At 63.4% G+C, this 15,449-nt stretch carries 23 protein-coding genes; 5 read left to right on the top strand and 18 right to left on the bottom strand.

All coding sequences use genetic code 11. The features are described from left to right. Positions 1-47: 47 nt before the first annotated feature. The 18 genes from SNAS_RS31000 to SNAS_RS30915 all read right to left on the bottom strand — a co-directional run bounded on the left by SNAS_RS31000 (position 48) and on the right by SNAS_RS30915 (position 10,855). Positions 48-326, bottom strand: coding sequence for a hypothetical protein (locus tag SNAS_RS31000; RefSeq protein WP_013021454.1), 279 nt, complete (start codon positions 324-326; stop codon positions 48-50). Positions 327-360: 34 nt separating this feature from the next. Then, entirely contained in the window at positions 361-639 is a 279-nt protein-coding gene (locus tag SNAS_RS30995) for a hypothetical protein (protein ID WP_013021453.1), read from the bottom strand. Further along, positions 632-1,114, bottom strand: coding sequence for an ASCH domain-containing protein (locus tag SNAS_RS30990; RefSeq protein ID WP_013021452.1), 483 nt, complete (start codon positions 1,112-1,114; stop codon positions 632-634). Before SNAS_RS30990 ends, SNAS_RS30995 begins: the two co-directional genes overlap by 8 nt. Positions 1,115-1,194: 80 nt before the next feature. Beyond that, on the bottom strand, positions 1,195-1,521 hold the full coding sequence (locus tag SNAS_RS30985; RefSeq protein WP_013021451.1) for a DUF6197 family protein: 327 nt from the start codon (positions 1,519-1,521) through the stop codon (positions 1,195-1,197). Between the two features lie 112 nt (positions 1,522-1,633). Further along, the gene (locus tag SNAS_RS30980) at positions 1,634-1,816 is read right to left on the bottom strand and encodes a hypothetical protein (RefSeq protein ID WP_013021450.1); all 183 of its coding nucleotides are present in this window, start codon (positions 1,814-1,816) and stop codon (positions 1,634-1,636) included. 33 nt (positions 1,817-1,849) lie between these two features. Then, positions 1,850-3,976: a hypothetical protein gene (locus SNAS_RS30975; RefSeq protein ID WP_013021449.1), complete on the bottom strand. Its 2,127-nt coding sequence runs from the start codon at positions 3,974-3,976 to the stop codon at positions 1,850-1,852. A gap of 69 nt (positions 3,977-4,045) precedes the next feature. Further along, entirely contained in the window at positions 4,046-5,557 is a 1,512-nt protein-coding gene (locus SNAS_RS30970) for a hypothetical protein (RefSeq protein WP_013021448.1), read from the bottom strand. Between the two features lie 6 nt (positions 5,558-5,563). After that, on the bottom strand, positions 5,564-5,947 hold the full coding sequence (locus tag SNAS_RS30965; RefSeq protein ID WP_013021447.1) for a hypothetical protein: 384 nt from the start codon (positions 5,945-5,947) through the stop codon (positions 5,564-5,566). Positions 5,948-5,974: 27 nt separating this feature from the next. After that, positions 5,975-6,538 carry a hypothetical protein gene (locus SNAS_RS30960; RefSeq protein ID WP_013021446.1) on the bottom strand — a complete coding sequence of 188 codons (564 nt, stop codon included), beginning with the start codon at positions 6,536-6,538 and terminating at the stop codon, positions 5,975-5,977. Continuing rightward, positions 6,535-6,804 carry a hypothetical protein gene (locus tag SNAS_RS30955; RefSeq protein ID WP_013021445.1) on the bottom strand — a complete coding sequence of 90 codons (270 nt, stop codon included), beginning with the start codon at positions 6,802-6,804 and terminating at the stop codon, positions 6,535-6,537. The genes SNAS_RS30960 and SNAS_RS30955 overlap by 4 nt, the downstream gene beginning before the upstream one ends. Continuing rightward, positions 6,804-8,036: a DUF2637 domain-containing protein gene (locus SNAS_RS33545; protein WP_013021444.1), complete on the bottom strand. Its 1,233-nt coding sequence runs from the start codon at positions 8,034-8,036 to the stop codon at positions 6,804-6,806. The genes SNAS_RS30955 and SNAS_RS33545 overlap by 1 nt, the downstream gene beginning before the upstream one ends. A 34-nt stretch (positions 8,037-8,070) precedes the next feature. Beyond that, positions 8,071-8,439, bottom strand: a complete 369-nt coding sequence (locus SNAS_RS30945) for a hypothetical protein (RefSeq protein WP_041625294.1) — start codon at positions 8,437-8,439, stop codon at positions 8,071-8,073. A gap of 29 nt (positions 8,440-8,468) precedes the next feature. After that, a complete protein-coding gene (locus SNAS_RS30940) occupies positions 8,469-8,900 on the bottom strand; it encodes a hypothetical protein (RefSeq protein WP_013021442.1) in 432 nt (143 codons plus the stop codon). A 33-nt stretch (positions 8,901-8,933) separates the two neighbouring features. Then, positions 8,934-9,164 (bottom strand): hypothetical protein, encoded by a 231-nt coding sequence (locus SNAS_RS30935; RefSeq protein ID WP_013021441.1) that lies wholly within the window; start codon positions 9,162-9,164, stop codon positions 8,934-8,936. Beyond that, entirely contained in the window at positions 9,161-9,565 is a 405-nt protein-coding gene (locus SNAS_RS30930; protein WP_013021440.1) for a hypothetical protein, read from the bottom strand. The genes SNAS_RS30935 and SNAS_RS30930 overlap by 4 nt, the downstream gene beginning before the upstream one ends. Next, the gene (locus tag SNAS_RS30925) at positions 9,562-10,047 is read right to left on the bottom strand and encodes a helix-turn-helix domain-containing protein (protein ID WP_013021439.1); all 486 of its coding nucleotides are present in this window, start codon (positions 10,045-10,047) and stop codon (positions 9,562-9,564) included. The genes SNAS_RS30930 and SNAS_RS30925 overlap by 4 nt, the downstream gene beginning before the upstream one ends. Further along, positions 10,044-10,499, bottom strand: coding sequence for a hypothetical protein (locus SNAS_RS35510; RefSeq protein WP_144300694.1), 456 nt, complete (start codon positions 10,497-10,499; stop codon positions 10,044-10,046). The genes SNAS_RS30925 and SNAS_RS35510 overlap by 4 nt, the downstream gene beginning before the upstream one ends. Continuing rightward, a complete protein-coding gene (locus SNAS_RS30915; protein WP_041625292.1) occupies positions 10,499-10,855 on the bottom strand; it encodes a hypothetical protein in 357 nt (118 codons plus the stop codon). Before SNAS_RS30915 ends, SNAS_RS35510 begins: the two co-directional genes overlap by 1 nt. 360 nt (positions 10,856-11,215) lie before the next feature. On the opposite strand from SNAS_RS30915, the gene SNAS_RS33540 reads away from it, so the two are divergent. The 5 genes from SNAS_RS33540 to SNAS_RS30900 all read left to right on the top strand — a co-directional run bounded on the left by SNAS_RS33540 (position 11,216) and on the right by SNAS_RS30900 (position 14,843). After that, positions 11,216-11,632 (top strand): GntR family transcriptional regulator, encoded by a 417-nt coding sequence (locus SNAS_RS33540; protein WP_013021437.1) that lies wholly within the window; start codon positions 11,216-11,218, stop codon positions 11,630-11,632. A gap of 198 nt (positions 11,633-11,830) precedes the next feature. Beyond that, positions 11,831-13,087, top strand: a complete 1,257-nt coding sequence (locus SNAS_RS34595; RefSeq protein ID WP_013021436.1) for a hypothetical protein — start codon at positions 11,831-11,833, stop codon at positions 13,085-13,087. A 26-nt stretch (positions 13,088-13,113) separates the two neighbouring features. Then, a complete protein-coding gene (locus SNAS_RS34590) occupies positions 13,114-14,121 on the top strand; it encodes an NAD-dependent epimerase/dehydratase family protein (RefSeq protein ID WP_013021435.1) in 1,008 nt (335 codons plus the stop codon). Positions 14,122-14,188: 67 nt separating this feature from the next. Continuing rightward, positions 14,189-14,491, top strand: coding sequence for a hypothetical protein (locus tag SNAS_RS30905; protein WP_144300693.1), 303 nt, complete (start codon positions 14,189-14,191; stop codon positions 14,489-14,491). Beyond that, positions 14,484-14,843, top strand: coding sequence for a ribbon-helix-helix protein, CopG family (locus tag SNAS_RS30900; RefSeq protein WP_013021434.1), 360 nt, complete (start codon positions 14,484-14,486; stop codon positions 14,841-14,843). The genes SNAS_RS30905 and SNAS_RS30900 overlap by 8 nt, the downstream gene beginning before the upstream one ends. Positions 14,844-15,449: the final 606 nt, after the last annotated feature.

Raw genomic sequence — 15,449 nt, 5'->3', positions numbered from 1 at the left:
GCGTGCGCCCAACGGCGTCCCACACCTCCAGTTAGGGAGGTGGTGTGTCAATCCGAGCTGGTGTCCAGCAGGGCGCGAAGCTGCACCAGCCAGTCGTCGAAGTGCGCCTTGTCGCGCCATTCCCAACTGCCGCTGAACACCCGCTGCTTGGCCTCGGGAATCGTGTAGTCCTCGGCGTTCAGGAACTCTTTGTCGTCGAGCACCAGTGCCACGGCGAGCTTCTCTCCGGTCGACCAAGCCGGGTTCGGGTGGCCGTCGTTGTAGTCGCGGGCCCAGCAGCATTTGCCGAGGATGTCGCTGCCGAATCGGCTCAGGGTGTTGTTCATGGGCAGATCTCCTGTTAGTTGTGATGGAAACGGGTTAGGTAGTGTGTGGACAGTCATGTTGGAGCATGAGCGGGTATACCTCGGCCGACCAGTGTTGGCGGGTCATCAGCTCCAGGCGGAAGCCGCTTTTCTTGTGGTCGTCGATGTCGCGCTGGTTGGGGTAGAAGCCTTTCCACGCCAACTCCTCGGTGGCTCTATTGCCTTCGCTGGCTAGTGCGCACCCGATGGGGCAACCGCACGGCGCCCACAACACCCACTCGCACTCGCCGAGCGCCACATCGGCGCCGTCGATACGGACGCGAAGCTCAGGCATGGATGACCTCCAGCGGACTGGGGTCGGTGCTGGCGTCAATGCCCGGCGCGGCGTGAAGGCGAGCGGGCAGTTGGTCGAGAACTGCTGTGGCGGTGTCGGCTTCCGGTGTCCACAGTCGCTGTTTCCCGGAGCAGTTCATGGGTTGCCGCAAGTCCACGGTGTCGGCCAGGACCCAGTGGAATTGGGCCTCGGGTTCGGCCCAGTATGAGCAGTCCCCGGAACAGTTGTCGTGCACATCGACGAGGCGCGCGACGGCGATGATCGCGCCGTAGGTCAAGGCGGAGGGTTTTCGGAGTCCGAAGTATCGGCATATCTCGGCGGCGTCGGCTTCGGGAGTTTTGCCCGCGTGGATCGCCAGCAGTCCCCGCCAGGTGCAGGTCCACGATCGATTCTCGACGGTCTTGCGGGCGTAGGTGATGAGCTCGGCCCACGGTTGGCGCACTGTGATCGCGCGCAGGCAGGGTTGTGCTGTCATGATGAGGATTCCTTTGCAGCTAGAAGACGGTTGAGAAGGACGGGCCCGGCCAGTCGCCAAACTTCGCCGGGCCCACCTGGTCAGTCGTTGGGAGCTTCGTTTGCGGCGGCCCGCAAAGCGGTGACCACCTGGGCGGGGGTGCGGTCGGGATGGCTGTCCCAGTCCGAGATCGCGAATTCGTCTGCCAAACCCATGTGGCGGGCAAAGCACAGCACGACCTGGCTGTATCGCGTCATGTCTCCGCCGAGGATGGCCGGGGAGACATGCAATCCGATGGCTTTGGCGATGGCGCCGCGCGCGTCGTAGCGGCCGTTGTTCACGAAGTGGCCCTTCTCCAGGCCATGTTCTTCGATCAGGTCGGCGGCGGCGTTCAGTACCTCGCGGATGGTCGGGTTCTGGTAGGTCACATGACGCTCCTTCTACTGTGCCGTGACTGGATCATTGATTGTGTGGTGTGGACGGTTGGTGGCCGTTGGTCCGTTCGAGACCGAGTGGTTGCTGCGACCCGTCGCCTCGCTGTCAGGGCCTGTGGAACAGCTCCAGATCGCTGGCTGGCACCCAGTTCTCACCTTCCGGGCTGACCAAGGTGCCGCCGTTCCACTTGACGAAGACGTCGTCGCCGTCGATCTGCTTGACCTTGCCCTTGACCCTTCCGGCTGCCGGGAGGATCACAATGTCGTTGACCTTGAATGTGTTGGCCATGAACGGATTCCTTTCTGATTGTCGTGTTGGTGGTCAGGCCGCTTTGGCGACCGAGGTGTGGGTGATGGCGTAGGGCCCGTATTTCTTGGGCTGTTCTATGTGCTCGGCTTTCATCAGCGAGGTCAGTTGCTGGCGCACATAGGTTTCTTCGTATGGGGTTTTGTCCACCAGTTGGCCGAGCTTCATGGGGCCGTGGGTGGCCAGCGCGGTGTAGACGGTGGCCTCGGCGGTCGACAGACCCGCCGGGGTGGTGGCCGCCGCAGAGCGAGAAGTTGTTTGCGGTCGCCGTTTCAGGTATCTGGTCAGGCGTCGTCCGAAACGGACGGTCATCGTGGTGTTGGTGGGTGCCTTGTCAAACAGCTCAGCGGTGACGGTGGCGTCCAGGTTCTTGAGGTTCACGTTGACCTGGCCGGTTTCCATGGCGTCGACAATCGCGCCCCACCGGTCGAGTTCCTCGGTGACGGCGGTGTGGCGGTTGGTGTATCCGCCGTCGAGCACGGCGTCGGCCGCGGTGATCGACAGGGTGTCCATGTCGAGGTCGGGGCATTGGTTCAGCCACCAGGTGACGCTGTAGGGCTCGACGTGATCGTCGGGCGCGTCGTCGGGTTGTTCGGCGAAGTAACGGCCTCGGAAGGGAGCGGTCTTGCCGGAACCGGTCACATCGACGAGGTATCCGAAGCCGGGCATGCCCGCGGGCAGGTTGATCGGATCGAGGTCCAGGTTGGGGAAGAAGTGCTTCTCGCCCTTGTTGGCGGTTTTGAGCGCGATGACGTTGCCCTCCATGATGGCCGAACGCAGTGGTTTGGAGTTGCCGAAGGTCTTGATGCCCGCGTACTGGCTGCCGCACAGCAACGCGACGCCGACCTTGCGGCCGACTCGGGCGATGTACTCGCCGAGTTGCTGGCATTCGGGGTCGGCGAAGATGAGGTGGCATTCGTCCAAGATGGCCAGGATGCCGGGGCGGCCTTGGGTCTTGGGGGTGAAGCCCTTCCACTTGTGGCGCAGGTTTTGCCGGGAGCGCCACTGCACCATCGCGGCCAGGCCGCGCAGCATCAGCTTGGCGCGTTCGGCGCCGGCGAACCAGTGCGCCTTGTCGACCAGTTCGGGGGCGCTGGCGCCGTCTTGGCCGTCGGCGAAGCACACCAGGGTGTCGCCGCGCATCATGGCGGACACCGCGATGCCGGTGAGCATTTCGGATTTGCCGGAGCCGATGCCGCCGATGACGACGCCGCCCCACATCGAGTTCTTGGTGTACAGGCGGTAGGAGGCGATACCGTCGGCGTCGGCCCACGGCCCCAGCCCGATGAGCCCGTCATCGATGTCGAGGACCTCGGTGAACAGACGCGGTTTCTTCAACGGCGAGTTGGTCAGGATCGTCAGCTTGACCAAGGACGCGTCGCCGGGCACGCGTTCGGGAACGAGGTCGGAGGGTTCGCAGCGCAGGCCGGACGCGATGAGCGGCACGGCGTTGACGACGTCTTCGAATTTCTGCTTGCCGGACACCAGCTGCAGCAGGTACTGCTCGCCGACCTTGGTGACGGTGCGGTTGGTCAGGATGGAGCCGGGCAGTTTCCCGCCCTGGCAGGCCACGGTGGCTTTCCAGCGTGTGAGGATCTGGGAGTAGGTCAACGGCGCCGTGGTCGCTGGCGCGAGTTTCGCTGGCGCGCCGGGGTTGGGGATGCGTTTGGCCTGCCACCAGCGCAGGCTCAGGCCGTATCCGGCGGTCAGGAGCGTGGCGGTGGATTCCCACGAGATCCCGGTTCCGGCGACGGTGACCAGCCAGCCGATGATGCTCAAGGCGACCGTCCACACCCAGCCTTTGCCGAAGTCGCGCATCAGGTTCTTGACCCGCAGGCGGATGTTCTTCTTGCACGCCAGCAACACGGCGACAACGAACAAGACGCTGGCGGTGGTGACCGCGACGATGCCTGGTTCGCCGGAGGCTTCGGAGGCGACCTGGGCGGCACCGGCCGAGGCCATCAGGCACGCGACCACATAATGCGGGGTGGCTTGAGGGCGCAGGAGTGTGGTGATTTTGTCGCGGGGCGGGGCTTGGCCGAGCCCGGGTGGCACGGTGGTGGCCTTGGGGTTGGTGTCATCGCCGACGACCTGTGGTCCGGTCGCGGGATTCGCGCGGTCGGTGTTGAGCGTGGCGGTCACGACGACCCTCCTTAGTGGTGACGGCGATTGGTGGGGTGGCGGCCGGACGCCCGGCCGCCACGATTGGGGTTAGTTGGTGACGAATTCCTTGTCGCCGGCGTCGGGGACGGCGTTGTAGGCGTCAGTGACTTCCTGCTGGGCTTCCAGCTCGGTTTTCAGTGAGGAGGTCAGGGAGGCGAGCTGGTCGTACAGGTCGCCGATCTCGGTCAGCAGTTCCAGGGGTTTGCCGGTGACGCCGCCTTCGGCCAGTGAGACCGAGGCGGTCTCGAGATCGGAGATCATCTCGGTGGCGTCGTTGTTGGTGTCGTTGGCCCAGGCGATCGCGGCTTCCAGGCCGTCGAGCTCGGCGCTTGCGGTGGTTGACATGTGGGTGTCCTTTCCGTGGTTGAGGATTCGGTTGAAGGGGATGACGTCGGCCAGCCGTCCGGATGCCTCATCCGAAGAACCGGCGGCGTCGTCCAGGACGCGTCGTTGTTCCAAACGGTGGTGTTCCCATTCGGACTTCGTCTTCTCGGGAACGAGGTCCAGACGCTGCTGCCAGGAATCGGGGTAGGTCTTCTTCACCCAGTCCATGAACTCGTCAGGTCGCCGGTCCGACGGGTGTTTGAGCAGGTCCGTGGCGTCGCGGTCGGGAGTGAAGCGAAGGTCGCGGGGGTCGCCGTGATCCATCGCGGTGTCGTCGCCGGACGACGGGTTTGGCTGTGCCATGGTGTTCTCCTGTGTGGAGTCGGTCGAGAGGTCGGCTTGGTGCATCAGGTCGTCGAAGCGCGCGTCAACCTGGTCGTGATACGTCGGGTCGTCGAGTGCCTGGAGCTTGAGCTCGCGTTGGATGCGGTCTTGCCAGTCCTCGCGGAAGAACGTGGACAGATCGCGTGCCCGGTCTTGACCGATCGGCGAGGCCAAGGCGCGTCGCATCAGTTCGAGTTCGACTTCGTGCCGGGCACGTTGGCGCAGCAACAGCTCCCGTTCCGGGCCCGACTGGCCCTTGGCCTGTTCCAGCACGGTGTGGAGGTCGGGCAGGTCCGCTATTCCCACATCAGACAGGGAGGCGGTGCCGGTGAACTGTGGGCGCGGCAGTGTGTCGCCGGGTTTGCGTTCGTGCACCACGTCCTCGTTGACCTGATTCGCGTCGAACGAGGGCGCGTCGCGTGGCACGGTGTCGAAGACCTCGTCCAATCCCCCGGTGGCGCGGGTCTCGGGGTCGATCAGTCCGCGCTTGATCTGCCGCTGGTGGTGCTTGCGGTCGTGCTTGATCGTGGCGTTTTCCCAGCGGTGCTCCCACCGCCGGCCGAGGTAGGCCCGCATCGGTTTGTTCCGTGTGTCCCGTGGTGAGGACAACTTGGCATCATGGCGGGCTTTGGCGGCGGTGAAGCCGTCGTCGATCAGGTCGGCGATGTAGCCGCCCAGGCCGATGCGCACCGGTCGGCCGCCGTTTTTGGCAGCCGCGGCGATGGCGGCCTTGCGCGCCTCCCACCGTGGCGAGTCCTTGCCCCGCACGGCGTAGGCGACGTCGGTGGCGCCTTTGCCGAGGATGTGCAGGCCGACGACGGCACCGATGAGCATGAGTGTGATGGGTTCCATGCCGGATCACACACCGATCGCTGCGGAGAGGTTGGCGCCCAGCGCGGGCATGGAGGCCAGGCTCAACGGCACCAGCAGCGCGGCGATGCGGGTGTGCCAGCCGACGGGTTTGGTGCGCACCTTGGAATCGGGCAGCATGTCGAGTACGAAGATCAACAGCGCTACGACGGCGACAGCCGCGGGCACGCCGATGCCGAACAGCACCTGCATCCATTCCGCGGTCAGGCCGTTGGCTTGGCCGATGAGGTATTGCAGCCAGTCGCCCAGCAGGCCGCCCAGGCCCCAGCCGACCAACACCAGCAGCCAGCACTGCAGTTTCTTCCACAGGTTCTGCCAGTACAAGACTCCGAAGACCAGTAGTGAGACTCCGGCGAGGATGCTGTTTCCCATGAGTCGATTCCTTTCTGTGAAGAGGGTCTAGGTGGTTTCCCACAACCACGGCAGCCATGAGCCGATCGAGGTGTGGGCGATGACGGCGTAGACGATGACCGCCGTGATGAACCGCGAGGGTCGTTGCGTCAGCCACGCGATGTAGTAGGCGATGACGGATACGGGGACCGAGATGACGCGGCACCACAGCTTGCCCATCGTCCTGATCGGGCCAGCCTTGTCGGCCCACGGCGCGGTGTCGGCGTAGCGCACCAGCGCGGCCAGCGACGCCGGGGCTTCGGTCCACACCGATGGCGGTCGAAGCCCTTCGGCTATCGGTTTGACGCGGGCCCCGACACCGGCCAGCCACTGACCGACCGCTTCCTTGAACGACAGATCGTTGCTGTCGTCGGCGTTGTCGGTGTGTGCGGACTTTGGTGCGGACTCCTCGGGTATCCTCGCGCGCGCGTCCGCGCGCTGGCCCGCCTTGAACGTCTCCGTCGGTGTTTCTGCGGAGTGCGGAGTGCGGAGTGCGGACTTACCCTCAGTGGCGGTATTACCGCTGTCGGATGAGGGACCGAACGGTGTCCAGCCCGGCTTGATCTGGCTCATGCCGCTTCCTTCCTCGTGCTGTTGACTGACGTGGCCAGCAGGTGATTGCCTGCGTCAATGAGCTGGTCAACCAGGTACTGGCTGACCTGCTGGGCGACGTCGGGTGGCGCGACTTTCACCGCGCCGCGCACGAAGTCGGCGGCGATAGTGATGCGCTCCAACGGGGTCGACGCGCCGGTGAGCTTGTAGGCGAGGCTGGCCTGACGGCGCTGAGCGCGTTGCTGTGACTGTTTGGGCTGTCCCTTGCGGATTCGGTGTCCGGACATCACTTGCCTCCTTCACGGCGCTGTTTCTTCCAGTCGTTGGCGACGGTCTTGCTGCAGTCGGCCTTTGCGGCCAGTTCGGTGCCGGAAGGCTCGATGCCTTCGGCTTTGAATTGGGCGTAGGCGGCGGCGAGTCGGTCGGCGGTCGGGACGCTGTCGTCGGACTGGGTTGAGCGGTCGGTTCCGGTCGGTGTCGGTCGCGGCGTGGATCGCCGGGTGGTGTCCGGTCGGTGGGCCACGGTGGGTTTGCCGGTCGCTGGCGCGGGTTTGCGGTCGCTGCGTGTATCCGCCGGTCGTTTGGCGGTCGCTGCCCGGTCGGGTGCGGGGCGGTCGGTGTGCCAGGCCCACACATCGGTTTCGGTGAGGGTGCGCATCCGGTAGCGGGCGCGCAGCATCGCCGGGGCTTCTTTGCGCCAGGCGTTGCCGTAGCGACACATCATCGCGGTCTTGGCCAGCAGTCGCTGCTTCTCGTCGGCTAGCGCCTGGGGGTAGGAGGTGATGTTCCACAGCCGCATGACCCGCCACAGCCTGAACGTCGCGACAGGCGCCAGCAGCCACCGAAACATGGGGATGCTGTCGGTGTGGGTGCCGCGTTCCAGGCCGACGCGCACCCGGATGACGTGGGTGCCCACTTCGCACACCACGACCCACAACAGCGGCAAGACAGCGTGCGCGACCTGGTACATCAGCTGGTCGTAGGCGGTGATGTTCAGGTACACGGTGGCGGCGGTCAGACCCCATGGCACCAGGCGCAGCCACGGCAGGCTCATGTCCATGCGGGCCAGCAGCAACCCGATCCCGGCGAACACGAAGATGCCCAGATCGACGCCGGTGGGAACCAGGAACGCGTATTCCTGGAAGGCAGGTTCGACGGCTTCGGCGACGGTTTCGAACGAGACGGCGAAGCCCACCAGTCCCAGTGCGGCGGCGGCCAACGCCAACAGCCCCGCTGCCGTCTTGCCGCCCAGCCGCAACGGGGCGACCGTCGTCGAGTCCGCCGAGGAGCGGTCGGTCGCTGACCGCTCCTCGACCGGCGCCGCACCCGAATGCGACCGGGCATCGACCGGGGCGGTGGTGTCCGGTCGACCGGCGACCGCAACGGTGGGGTGAGCGGGACTCGTCGACCGGTCGCACTCACACGATCCGACCGGCTGGTCGCAGGCGCGGCACCACGCCGCAGCGGTCGGGTCGTTGGTGGCTTCGATCGCAGTGGTGGTGTTGGCCACTGTGCTCACAGCGAGTCTCCTTTCGGGACAGCAGGGACGGGGGTTACTGATCGGTCAGCGCGCCGAGGGTGGCGCGGGCTTCGCGCACGTTCCCGGTCAAGGTGTCGAGAATCGACTTTTGGCTGTAGAAGCCGCTGCGGCGATCGGCGGCGGCGTTGTCCAGTGCGCGGCTGAGAAAGTTGTGCACATCCCGCAGCGCGTCCTCCAGGCGGTTGTTGGCCTCGGGGCCAGAAAGCAGCTGGTACCAGGTGACCGTGACACCGGTGATGCCGTTGTCGGCCTCGATCACCCTGGCGATCTGCCGGATCTGCTCGAAGGTGGTGATGGGCTTGCCCAAGCTCATCTCGGAGACGCCGCGCCCGCCATCGTTGACGTAGACGACGAAGTAGGTGTAGATGCCCGCAGTGTTCACTGTGTAGTGTCCTTTCGGTGTGGTGGTGGTCATCGGGTCTGGTGGGCGGCGACGATCGCGTAGAGGGTTTCCATGCGGGTATTGCGTTCGGCGTTGGCTGCCAGCGACTGGTGGGCGCCAAGGTCGTCGCAAGACGCGCACACGACCTCGTTGAGCTGGATCTGGTTGTGAGAACAGATCGGGCAGTCCACGAACGAGTTCGCAGCGAAAACGGTCACCGCGTCAGGGACTCGCCGCTTGGCGGCGCGGTACTCGCCCAGACCCGCCGCAATACCCCAGGCCAGGACCACGGCCACGACATGGGCGGTGGGGAACGTGGGAACGTCCAGATTCCACAGCGTTTTCGCGCCCAGATACGCCAACACCAGCATGGTGCAGCCAGTCCAGGTCGTCGTAGCTTCCTTGATGGCCCGGGCCGGGGCCGACGAAGCGAAGCTCCGGATCTTCTGAAGGATGTTCACTGTGGTGTGTCCTTTCGATAGGGCGCGCGAGCGTCACGTAGATGTGGATGCGTTTGTCGCGACTACGGCGGTGATGTCTTCGAGATCGGCCTCGACGGTGCGAATGTCGTCGAGGATCTTGCGTGCCGCAGCCGGGCTGAACCGGCCGCTGGCGATGTAGGAGAAATGGCGCACCATGGTGTCCAGTTGGGCGTGAGTACGTCCGATCTCGAACTGCAGCGCCTCGACCGGGTCGCCGGGATTGGGGAGAAACGGTGTGTTCATGACCAACTCACCAGCCTGTCTTTGCCTGCGGCGTGGGCGATCGCGGCCAGGACGCGGCGCGTATTGGGCGTGTCCAGGCTGGTGATGGTGTTGGCGAGATTGACGTCGATGCCGAAGTCGCCGATCGAGGCGGCGATGCGCAACAGCGCCGCTTCCCCCGACGACAGTGGCACCGGCAGGCGCGTGTCCTCGATGGGTGCCCAGTGCATCCAGGCGTAGACGACACCGTCGTGTTCCTCGGCCATGACGAACTCGCGGCGAACATCGGCTCGGTCGAGCAGGTGACCGTGCGATACCAGCAGCTGGATCGCAGCCTGTTGGTTCGGCCGGTTCGCACACCGACGCAGCGCGGCGACCAGTTCGTCGCCCGACAGGTTGTTGGGGTCGACAACATTGCTCATGCCGCGACCTCCATCGCCGTCTGACGGACGCAGGCGACGTAATCGTCGGTTCGGATCAGCGTCATCGCATGCAGGGCTTTGGTTTCCATGTCGTCGATGACGGCGCCGGCGATGATGTGCTTGCCGCCGTACCGTGCCGCCGGGAACTCGTGGCCCCGGGCGCGCTTGGCCAACACCGGGCGCGAGATCCGCAGGATCGACGCGGCCTCAGCGATCGACAGGAACCGGCCCGAAAGCTCGGAGACGGTGGTGTCGAACCCGACGCCGCGCATCTGCGCGTCCATCAGGTCCAGCAGTCGTGCGGGGACGATGTACTTGCCGCCGTGAGCCCCGCCGATACGGATCGCGGCCAAGTTCCCGGCGTGGATCTCCCGGTACACGCCGTCTTTGCTCAGAGGCAGCTGTTCGACGATCTCGGGGATCTCGAAGAACCGCGGCCGAACGTCGGGAGCACCGGTCACCGCTTGGAACGAAGCGTTCATACTGCCACCGCCTCACGGTCGGCGCGGCGCACCAGGACCGTCTGCACCGGCAGGTCGCCGTTGGCTGCGGCGAGAATCTGCCGCCAGATCCTCGACGACAAAGCCAGTCGGCGTCGGATCTCGTCGAGTGGAACGTTTCTGGCGATCAGGCGCCGGGCCGCTTCGACCTTCTCCGGGCGAGTCAACTGCGGTTTTCCCGCCTCGCCTGCGCAGAATCGCTCGACGGCGACCTCGTCAATCAACAACGGGTCGGGTGGACACTCGGCCGGGAGCTGTTCCTCGATGCGAAGACGTTCATCAGCGCGGATAGCGGCCTCCCAGCACGATCCACATCCGACACCGGCCATGCCGTTCGAGCCGTGAATCTGCGGGTGCCCCGCTTGGCGGCAACGCTGCCGGACGACGGCAGCGAGCCGGTGATGTGGCCCAAGGTGGGCGTGCTTGGTCGTCATCACGCCACCGCCACGAACATTGGAGTCGCCGGGCGCCGGAACTGTTTGTCGCCGTCAGTGTCAACTGGCCAGGAGTGCAGCCACGTCCACACCGTTTCGTACGAAGCCGACAGGCCCGCCATGATGTCGACGATCCGCACCCCACGGGCCCGCAGACTCCGCGCCACGATGGCCTTGTCGACCTCTGGCCATGGCGAAGCCTCCGCCGTCTCCAGCTGCACCGCGACCCGCTCATCGTTGCGAACAGCGGCCTCGAAACAGGCATCGCACGCCTTGCGAACTTGAACACGATCGGGCTTGTGCTCGGCCCGGCACATCCGCCGAGCCGCCTCGGCGACGGAATCCTTGTCAGACATGGAAGCTCCTTTCACAGACTGTTGTGGACACTCCGAGGCTGAAGTATCCGTAACGGATGAACTCGGGGAAGAAGAAAAGACCGCGGTCATCGCCGGCCACCCCGCTGGCGGCGACGCACGAAACGCGAGCGGCGTGCGCACTTGCCGCACGACTGGCGATTCGGCTCGGCTGCGCCGCCGCACTCGGCACAGGTGCCGGTTTCTTGAAGGTCCGAACTGTTCGTCACTGTCCGAACTCCTTTCATTGGCTTGAGGTACTCAAGCTACCTAGGAAGCTCAGGAACGTCAAGTCTCTGGACGAAAAAATCTTCCTGAGCTACTTGTGCTAGATAGGAGGCATAGGTTGCTTAAAATAGTTTGATGAGTTCATCCCGACGCCTGCATGACGGCAAGAAATTCTTGATTGCTGCTGCGGCCTTGCGCCGTGACATCGAAGGCGGCAAGTACGCCGTGTCGTCCAAGCTCCCGCGCGCTGAAGAACTCGCCCCAACGTACGACGTGTCTAAGAGCACAATGGAACGAGCATTGCAGGTTCTTAAGGACGAGGGTTGGCTCATCTCGTACGTCGGCGACGGCACCTACGTCCAGGAGTGGGCGGAGCTGAAGCCGGACGAACTGGACGTCTCGGTCTCCGAGTTCTACGAACAGACCATGTCCAAGATGGGCGCGGTGTACGAAATCCTTGACCGGGTGGAGCAGAGATTGACTGCACTCGAAAAGAAGCATGTCAACGAACCTTCGCCGCAACTCGATCAAGACGAGCCTCAAGGGCAGTAGCTTTGTGTTCCAAGATGCGGAGAGCCCAGACCACGTCGACTGCTGAGGTCCTGTTCGTCCTCGGGAGCGATTCCATGACCTTGCCTTTCCTTGAACTGATAACTACATTCAAGGCGGGGCGCGATCGATCATCAATGAATCTGCTGTGCAAGTGAGTGCAACAGAGCGCAAGTCCCCATAAGGGAAATGGAGGTTCAGGTGGACCCAATTGACCCATGGACTGGCGATGGCCTATGCCACCTTCAAGAGTTGGTAAACCTTCCGAACGAGCGATTTGCTGCTCGTGTGCGCGTGTCAACTCGTACGATTGCGAACTGGCGCAAGCAAAAGCGTCAGATACTTCCGCGACTTGCCCAACGTTCGCTCACGGAGCTGTTGGATGAACTTCCTGAGCCGCTACAGCAGAAGTTTCGCCAAGCGGTTCAACGGGGCGTGCCTACCCCTGAGACCACAGTTTCGGATCTTGTCACCGTTGCGTCCGAGGATGCCTTGCTAGATGTGCAGCGGTACAGCCTCGATTCCGCATCCGAGGTTTTGGAGACCCTTTCAGAGGACTCGGCCGCTATTGCGCGAGGATCACGGCGAACAGCACGCCAGGCGTTTAGGGCAGCGCAATCAGTTGCGGACCAAGCGCGGCAACTTATCGAGAAGACACATCGGCCTAGCTTGTTGTCCGATTTGTATGTAGTTGTCGGCCAGACGAACGCCCTCATGGCTTCCAGCGCTTTCGACCTGGGGCATTGGGACGCGGCGGACCACATCGCTCGCGCAGCAGCCATTTATGCGTCGATGGCTGGCCACTCATCTCTGGAGGCATGGGTTTTGGGATTGCAAGCCTCTATGGCCAACTGGCGTGAAGAACCAGACACTGCCCTTGCCCTACTGCGGAAAGCCCAAACCATCGCACCTTCAGGAGAACCGTCGGTTCGGGTGAAATACATAGCGGCGCGCTCGTATGCCCTTGTCGGGGACATCTACGGCATCCAGGACACACTCCAAAGTGCACAAGATGACGTTGACCGTGCATCAAGTAACAAGGATCCGCTGAGCCATTACACTGGCGGAGAGTTTGCATTCGGAGCCGCGCGTGCCGCAGCTTGCGCAGCAGCTGCGTGGTTGGACGTCGGTGAAGGAACCCAGGTGGTGCACCAGGCAAACGCCGCATTGGAAGAGATGCAAGCACTTCCCGCCGGGAGGCAATCACTTTCTCAGATCAGCGGAACCCGAATAGATCTAGCAGCTGGTCGTTTGTTGTCACGCGATCGAGATGGTGCCTTGGAGGCGCTGAGACCGGTCCTCAGTGTTCCCACGTCTGCGAGAAACATTTCGCTGACAGGTCGGTTGACCCGGGTAAAGGACATCCTTCAGTCGGAGCTTTGGCGGAGTGACGCCGAAGCTCAAGAAGTAGCCGATGAAGTTCAAGACTGGCTAACAACAAGCTCAGTTGGCAACTGATACCGCGACACGTGCATGATGGCGACATGAAGTTGCTTGTACTGGGCGGGACGTGGTTTGTGGGCCGAGCCATCGTTGAGGAGGCGCTTGACCGGGCATGGAACGTGACCACCTTCAACCGTGGGCAATCAGGCAGGGGTGTTGTTGGAGCTGTCAACGTTCATGGTGACAGGACTTGTGTTGGGGATATACAGGGGCTAGCTGAATATGGGCCTTGGGATGCTCTTGTCGACACGTCAGGGTACGTGCCCCGGAATGTACTGAATGTTGCTTCGAGTCTGTTGTCTCAAGTAAACCGGTATGTGTTCATGTCGACGGTAAGCGTCTACAAAGGTTGGCCAGCAGAGGCACTCTCAGAGCAATCCGACCTTTTGCATTGCCCTCCGGACGCAGATTCGTCATACGGCGAAGACGTCGAGGATGGTCCGACAAGGTATGGGTACCAAAAGTCCGGTTGCGAATCAGCGGTGACCGAGGTTTTTGGGGAAAGTCGTTCCCTGCTACTTCGCCCAGGCGTAGTTCTGGGGCCGCGGGAGTATGTTGGCCGATTGCCGTGGTGGCTGAGGCGCATCGCAAAGGGTGGGCCTACATTGGCGCCTGGTTCGGCAGAACGTCGTATTCAGCCAGTTGATGTTCGAGACCTTGCAGAATTCACGGTGCAAGCAATTGAGGATCGTCAACATGGCGCATTCAACATCGCTGCCAACGGCTCAGAGACTTTCGGGGGGCTGCTGAACGCTTGCATTGCCACTACACATAGCAGTGCAGAACTCATCTGGATGTCGGATGACCGCCTACTCGCCGCTGGAGTGCGTCAGTGGTCTGAGATGCCTCTCTGGCGGACAGCACCGGGCACCTGGGCTGTAGCTGCCGCAAAGGCGCAGCGAGCGGGGTTGCGATCACGCCCCCTTGTCGAAACGGTGGGCGCGACCTGGGAATGGATGAACACCTCACCAGAGATAGCAGCAAATGAGCGCTCGATAGAGATCGGCATCGATTTCTCGAAGGAGCAGGCAATTCTCGGCCGACGATGACGGAAGTCAAGTTGCTCCTCACGTAGAGTTTCTCGATCGCGTATCACTCACGTAGTACGCTGGTGACGTGGCGCCGTATACGTGGGACGAGTGGTCTCTTGAAGGCTTGCCTCCGCACATCCACGAGTACGAGGTGCGACAGGTGGTCGAAAGCGATGTGCATCCTCGATGGCCCCGCCTGGGCGTCGACCCGGACACCGGGATGCGGGTGTTGGCGGTGTGGAGCCGCACCGACGAGGGTCGGCCCTTGGTCGTGGCGATCGAGCTGCCGCGGCCGGGCTCATGGCGACGTCGCTTCGTCGGCGCACGAGAGATGAGCGATGCCGAACTGGCGGAGTTCACCGACTGGGAGGTTGGACGCGATGACTGACAACGAACGTCCCGAGCGGCTGCCGTCGACCGCGGCCGAAACTCAGGAGGTCATGGACCGGCTGGAGTTCGACGCGCCGCCGTCGACGCCAGCCGAAGAGGCGGAGTTGCTGGCGCAGCTGCCACCGGCCGGTTCCCCGATCATGACGGTACGGTCATTGCGAATGCCGATCGAGTTGGCCGAGCGGGTGTCCAAGGCAGCGGAAAAGGCTGGGATCCCGAAAACGGCCTGGATTCGGCAGGCGATCGAGGCGCAACTAGCCGAGGAAGAAGAGGACACCAGGGTGGTGTCACTGGCAGATGTCCGGCGTGCCTTGTCGCTGGTGCGACCAGCACAAGACCACGCCGCCTGACTCAGGCGGACGGCGTCGAATCGCTTTGGGGCGGTTAGGTCTCGAGCCGTTGAAGGCGCTTGTCGAGTGCGCTCATCCGCGAGATGAGCTGGTCAAGATGTGCCAGGATCTCGGCGAGCTGTTCGCCTGTCAGGTCTCGGCAGTTTGCTAGCCGTGTCGCTTCGCTGTCCCCCTTTCCGGTCCCGCCGTCTCCGCTTGTCGTTCGCCCTTGTGGACGTTTCGGCATACTTCGTCCCCCGTTTAACCGGTGAACCCCTGCCGGAGCACCGGTGTCACTGATGTATCCCCTGTGGTTTGTGAGCCTTGCAGACGCTTCGGAGGCAGGCAAGGCATTTCATGATTGACATGCGTCACTATCGAAAGTTCGGCTCGTCTGGTTTCGGGCACGAGATCACGTGCAACATATGGCCTTGTGGACGGTGCGAGGTCGTCAAAGACGCAGCTCAGTCGCTCCACATAGGGTCCCGGGCGGGGCAGCAAGGTATAGAAAACCCTGGGTTGCCCCGAGTTTTCACCTTGTCGACGCACCCAGCGTCGGAGGGGTGGCGTGATGGACGCCACCCGTTATCGATTGGCATGGGCGGCAACGGCTTGCCACAGTTGCTC

The sequence above is a fragment of the Stackebrandtia nassauensis DSM 44728 genome (genome assembly GCF_000024545.1).
Lineage (GTDB): Bacteria > Actinomycetota > Actinomycetes > Mycobacteriales > Micromonosporaceae > Stackebrandtia > Stackebrandtia nassauensis.
The sequence above is the reverse complement of the archived record's forward strand: the minus strand, read 5'-3'. Positions and strand labels throughout refer to the sequence as shown.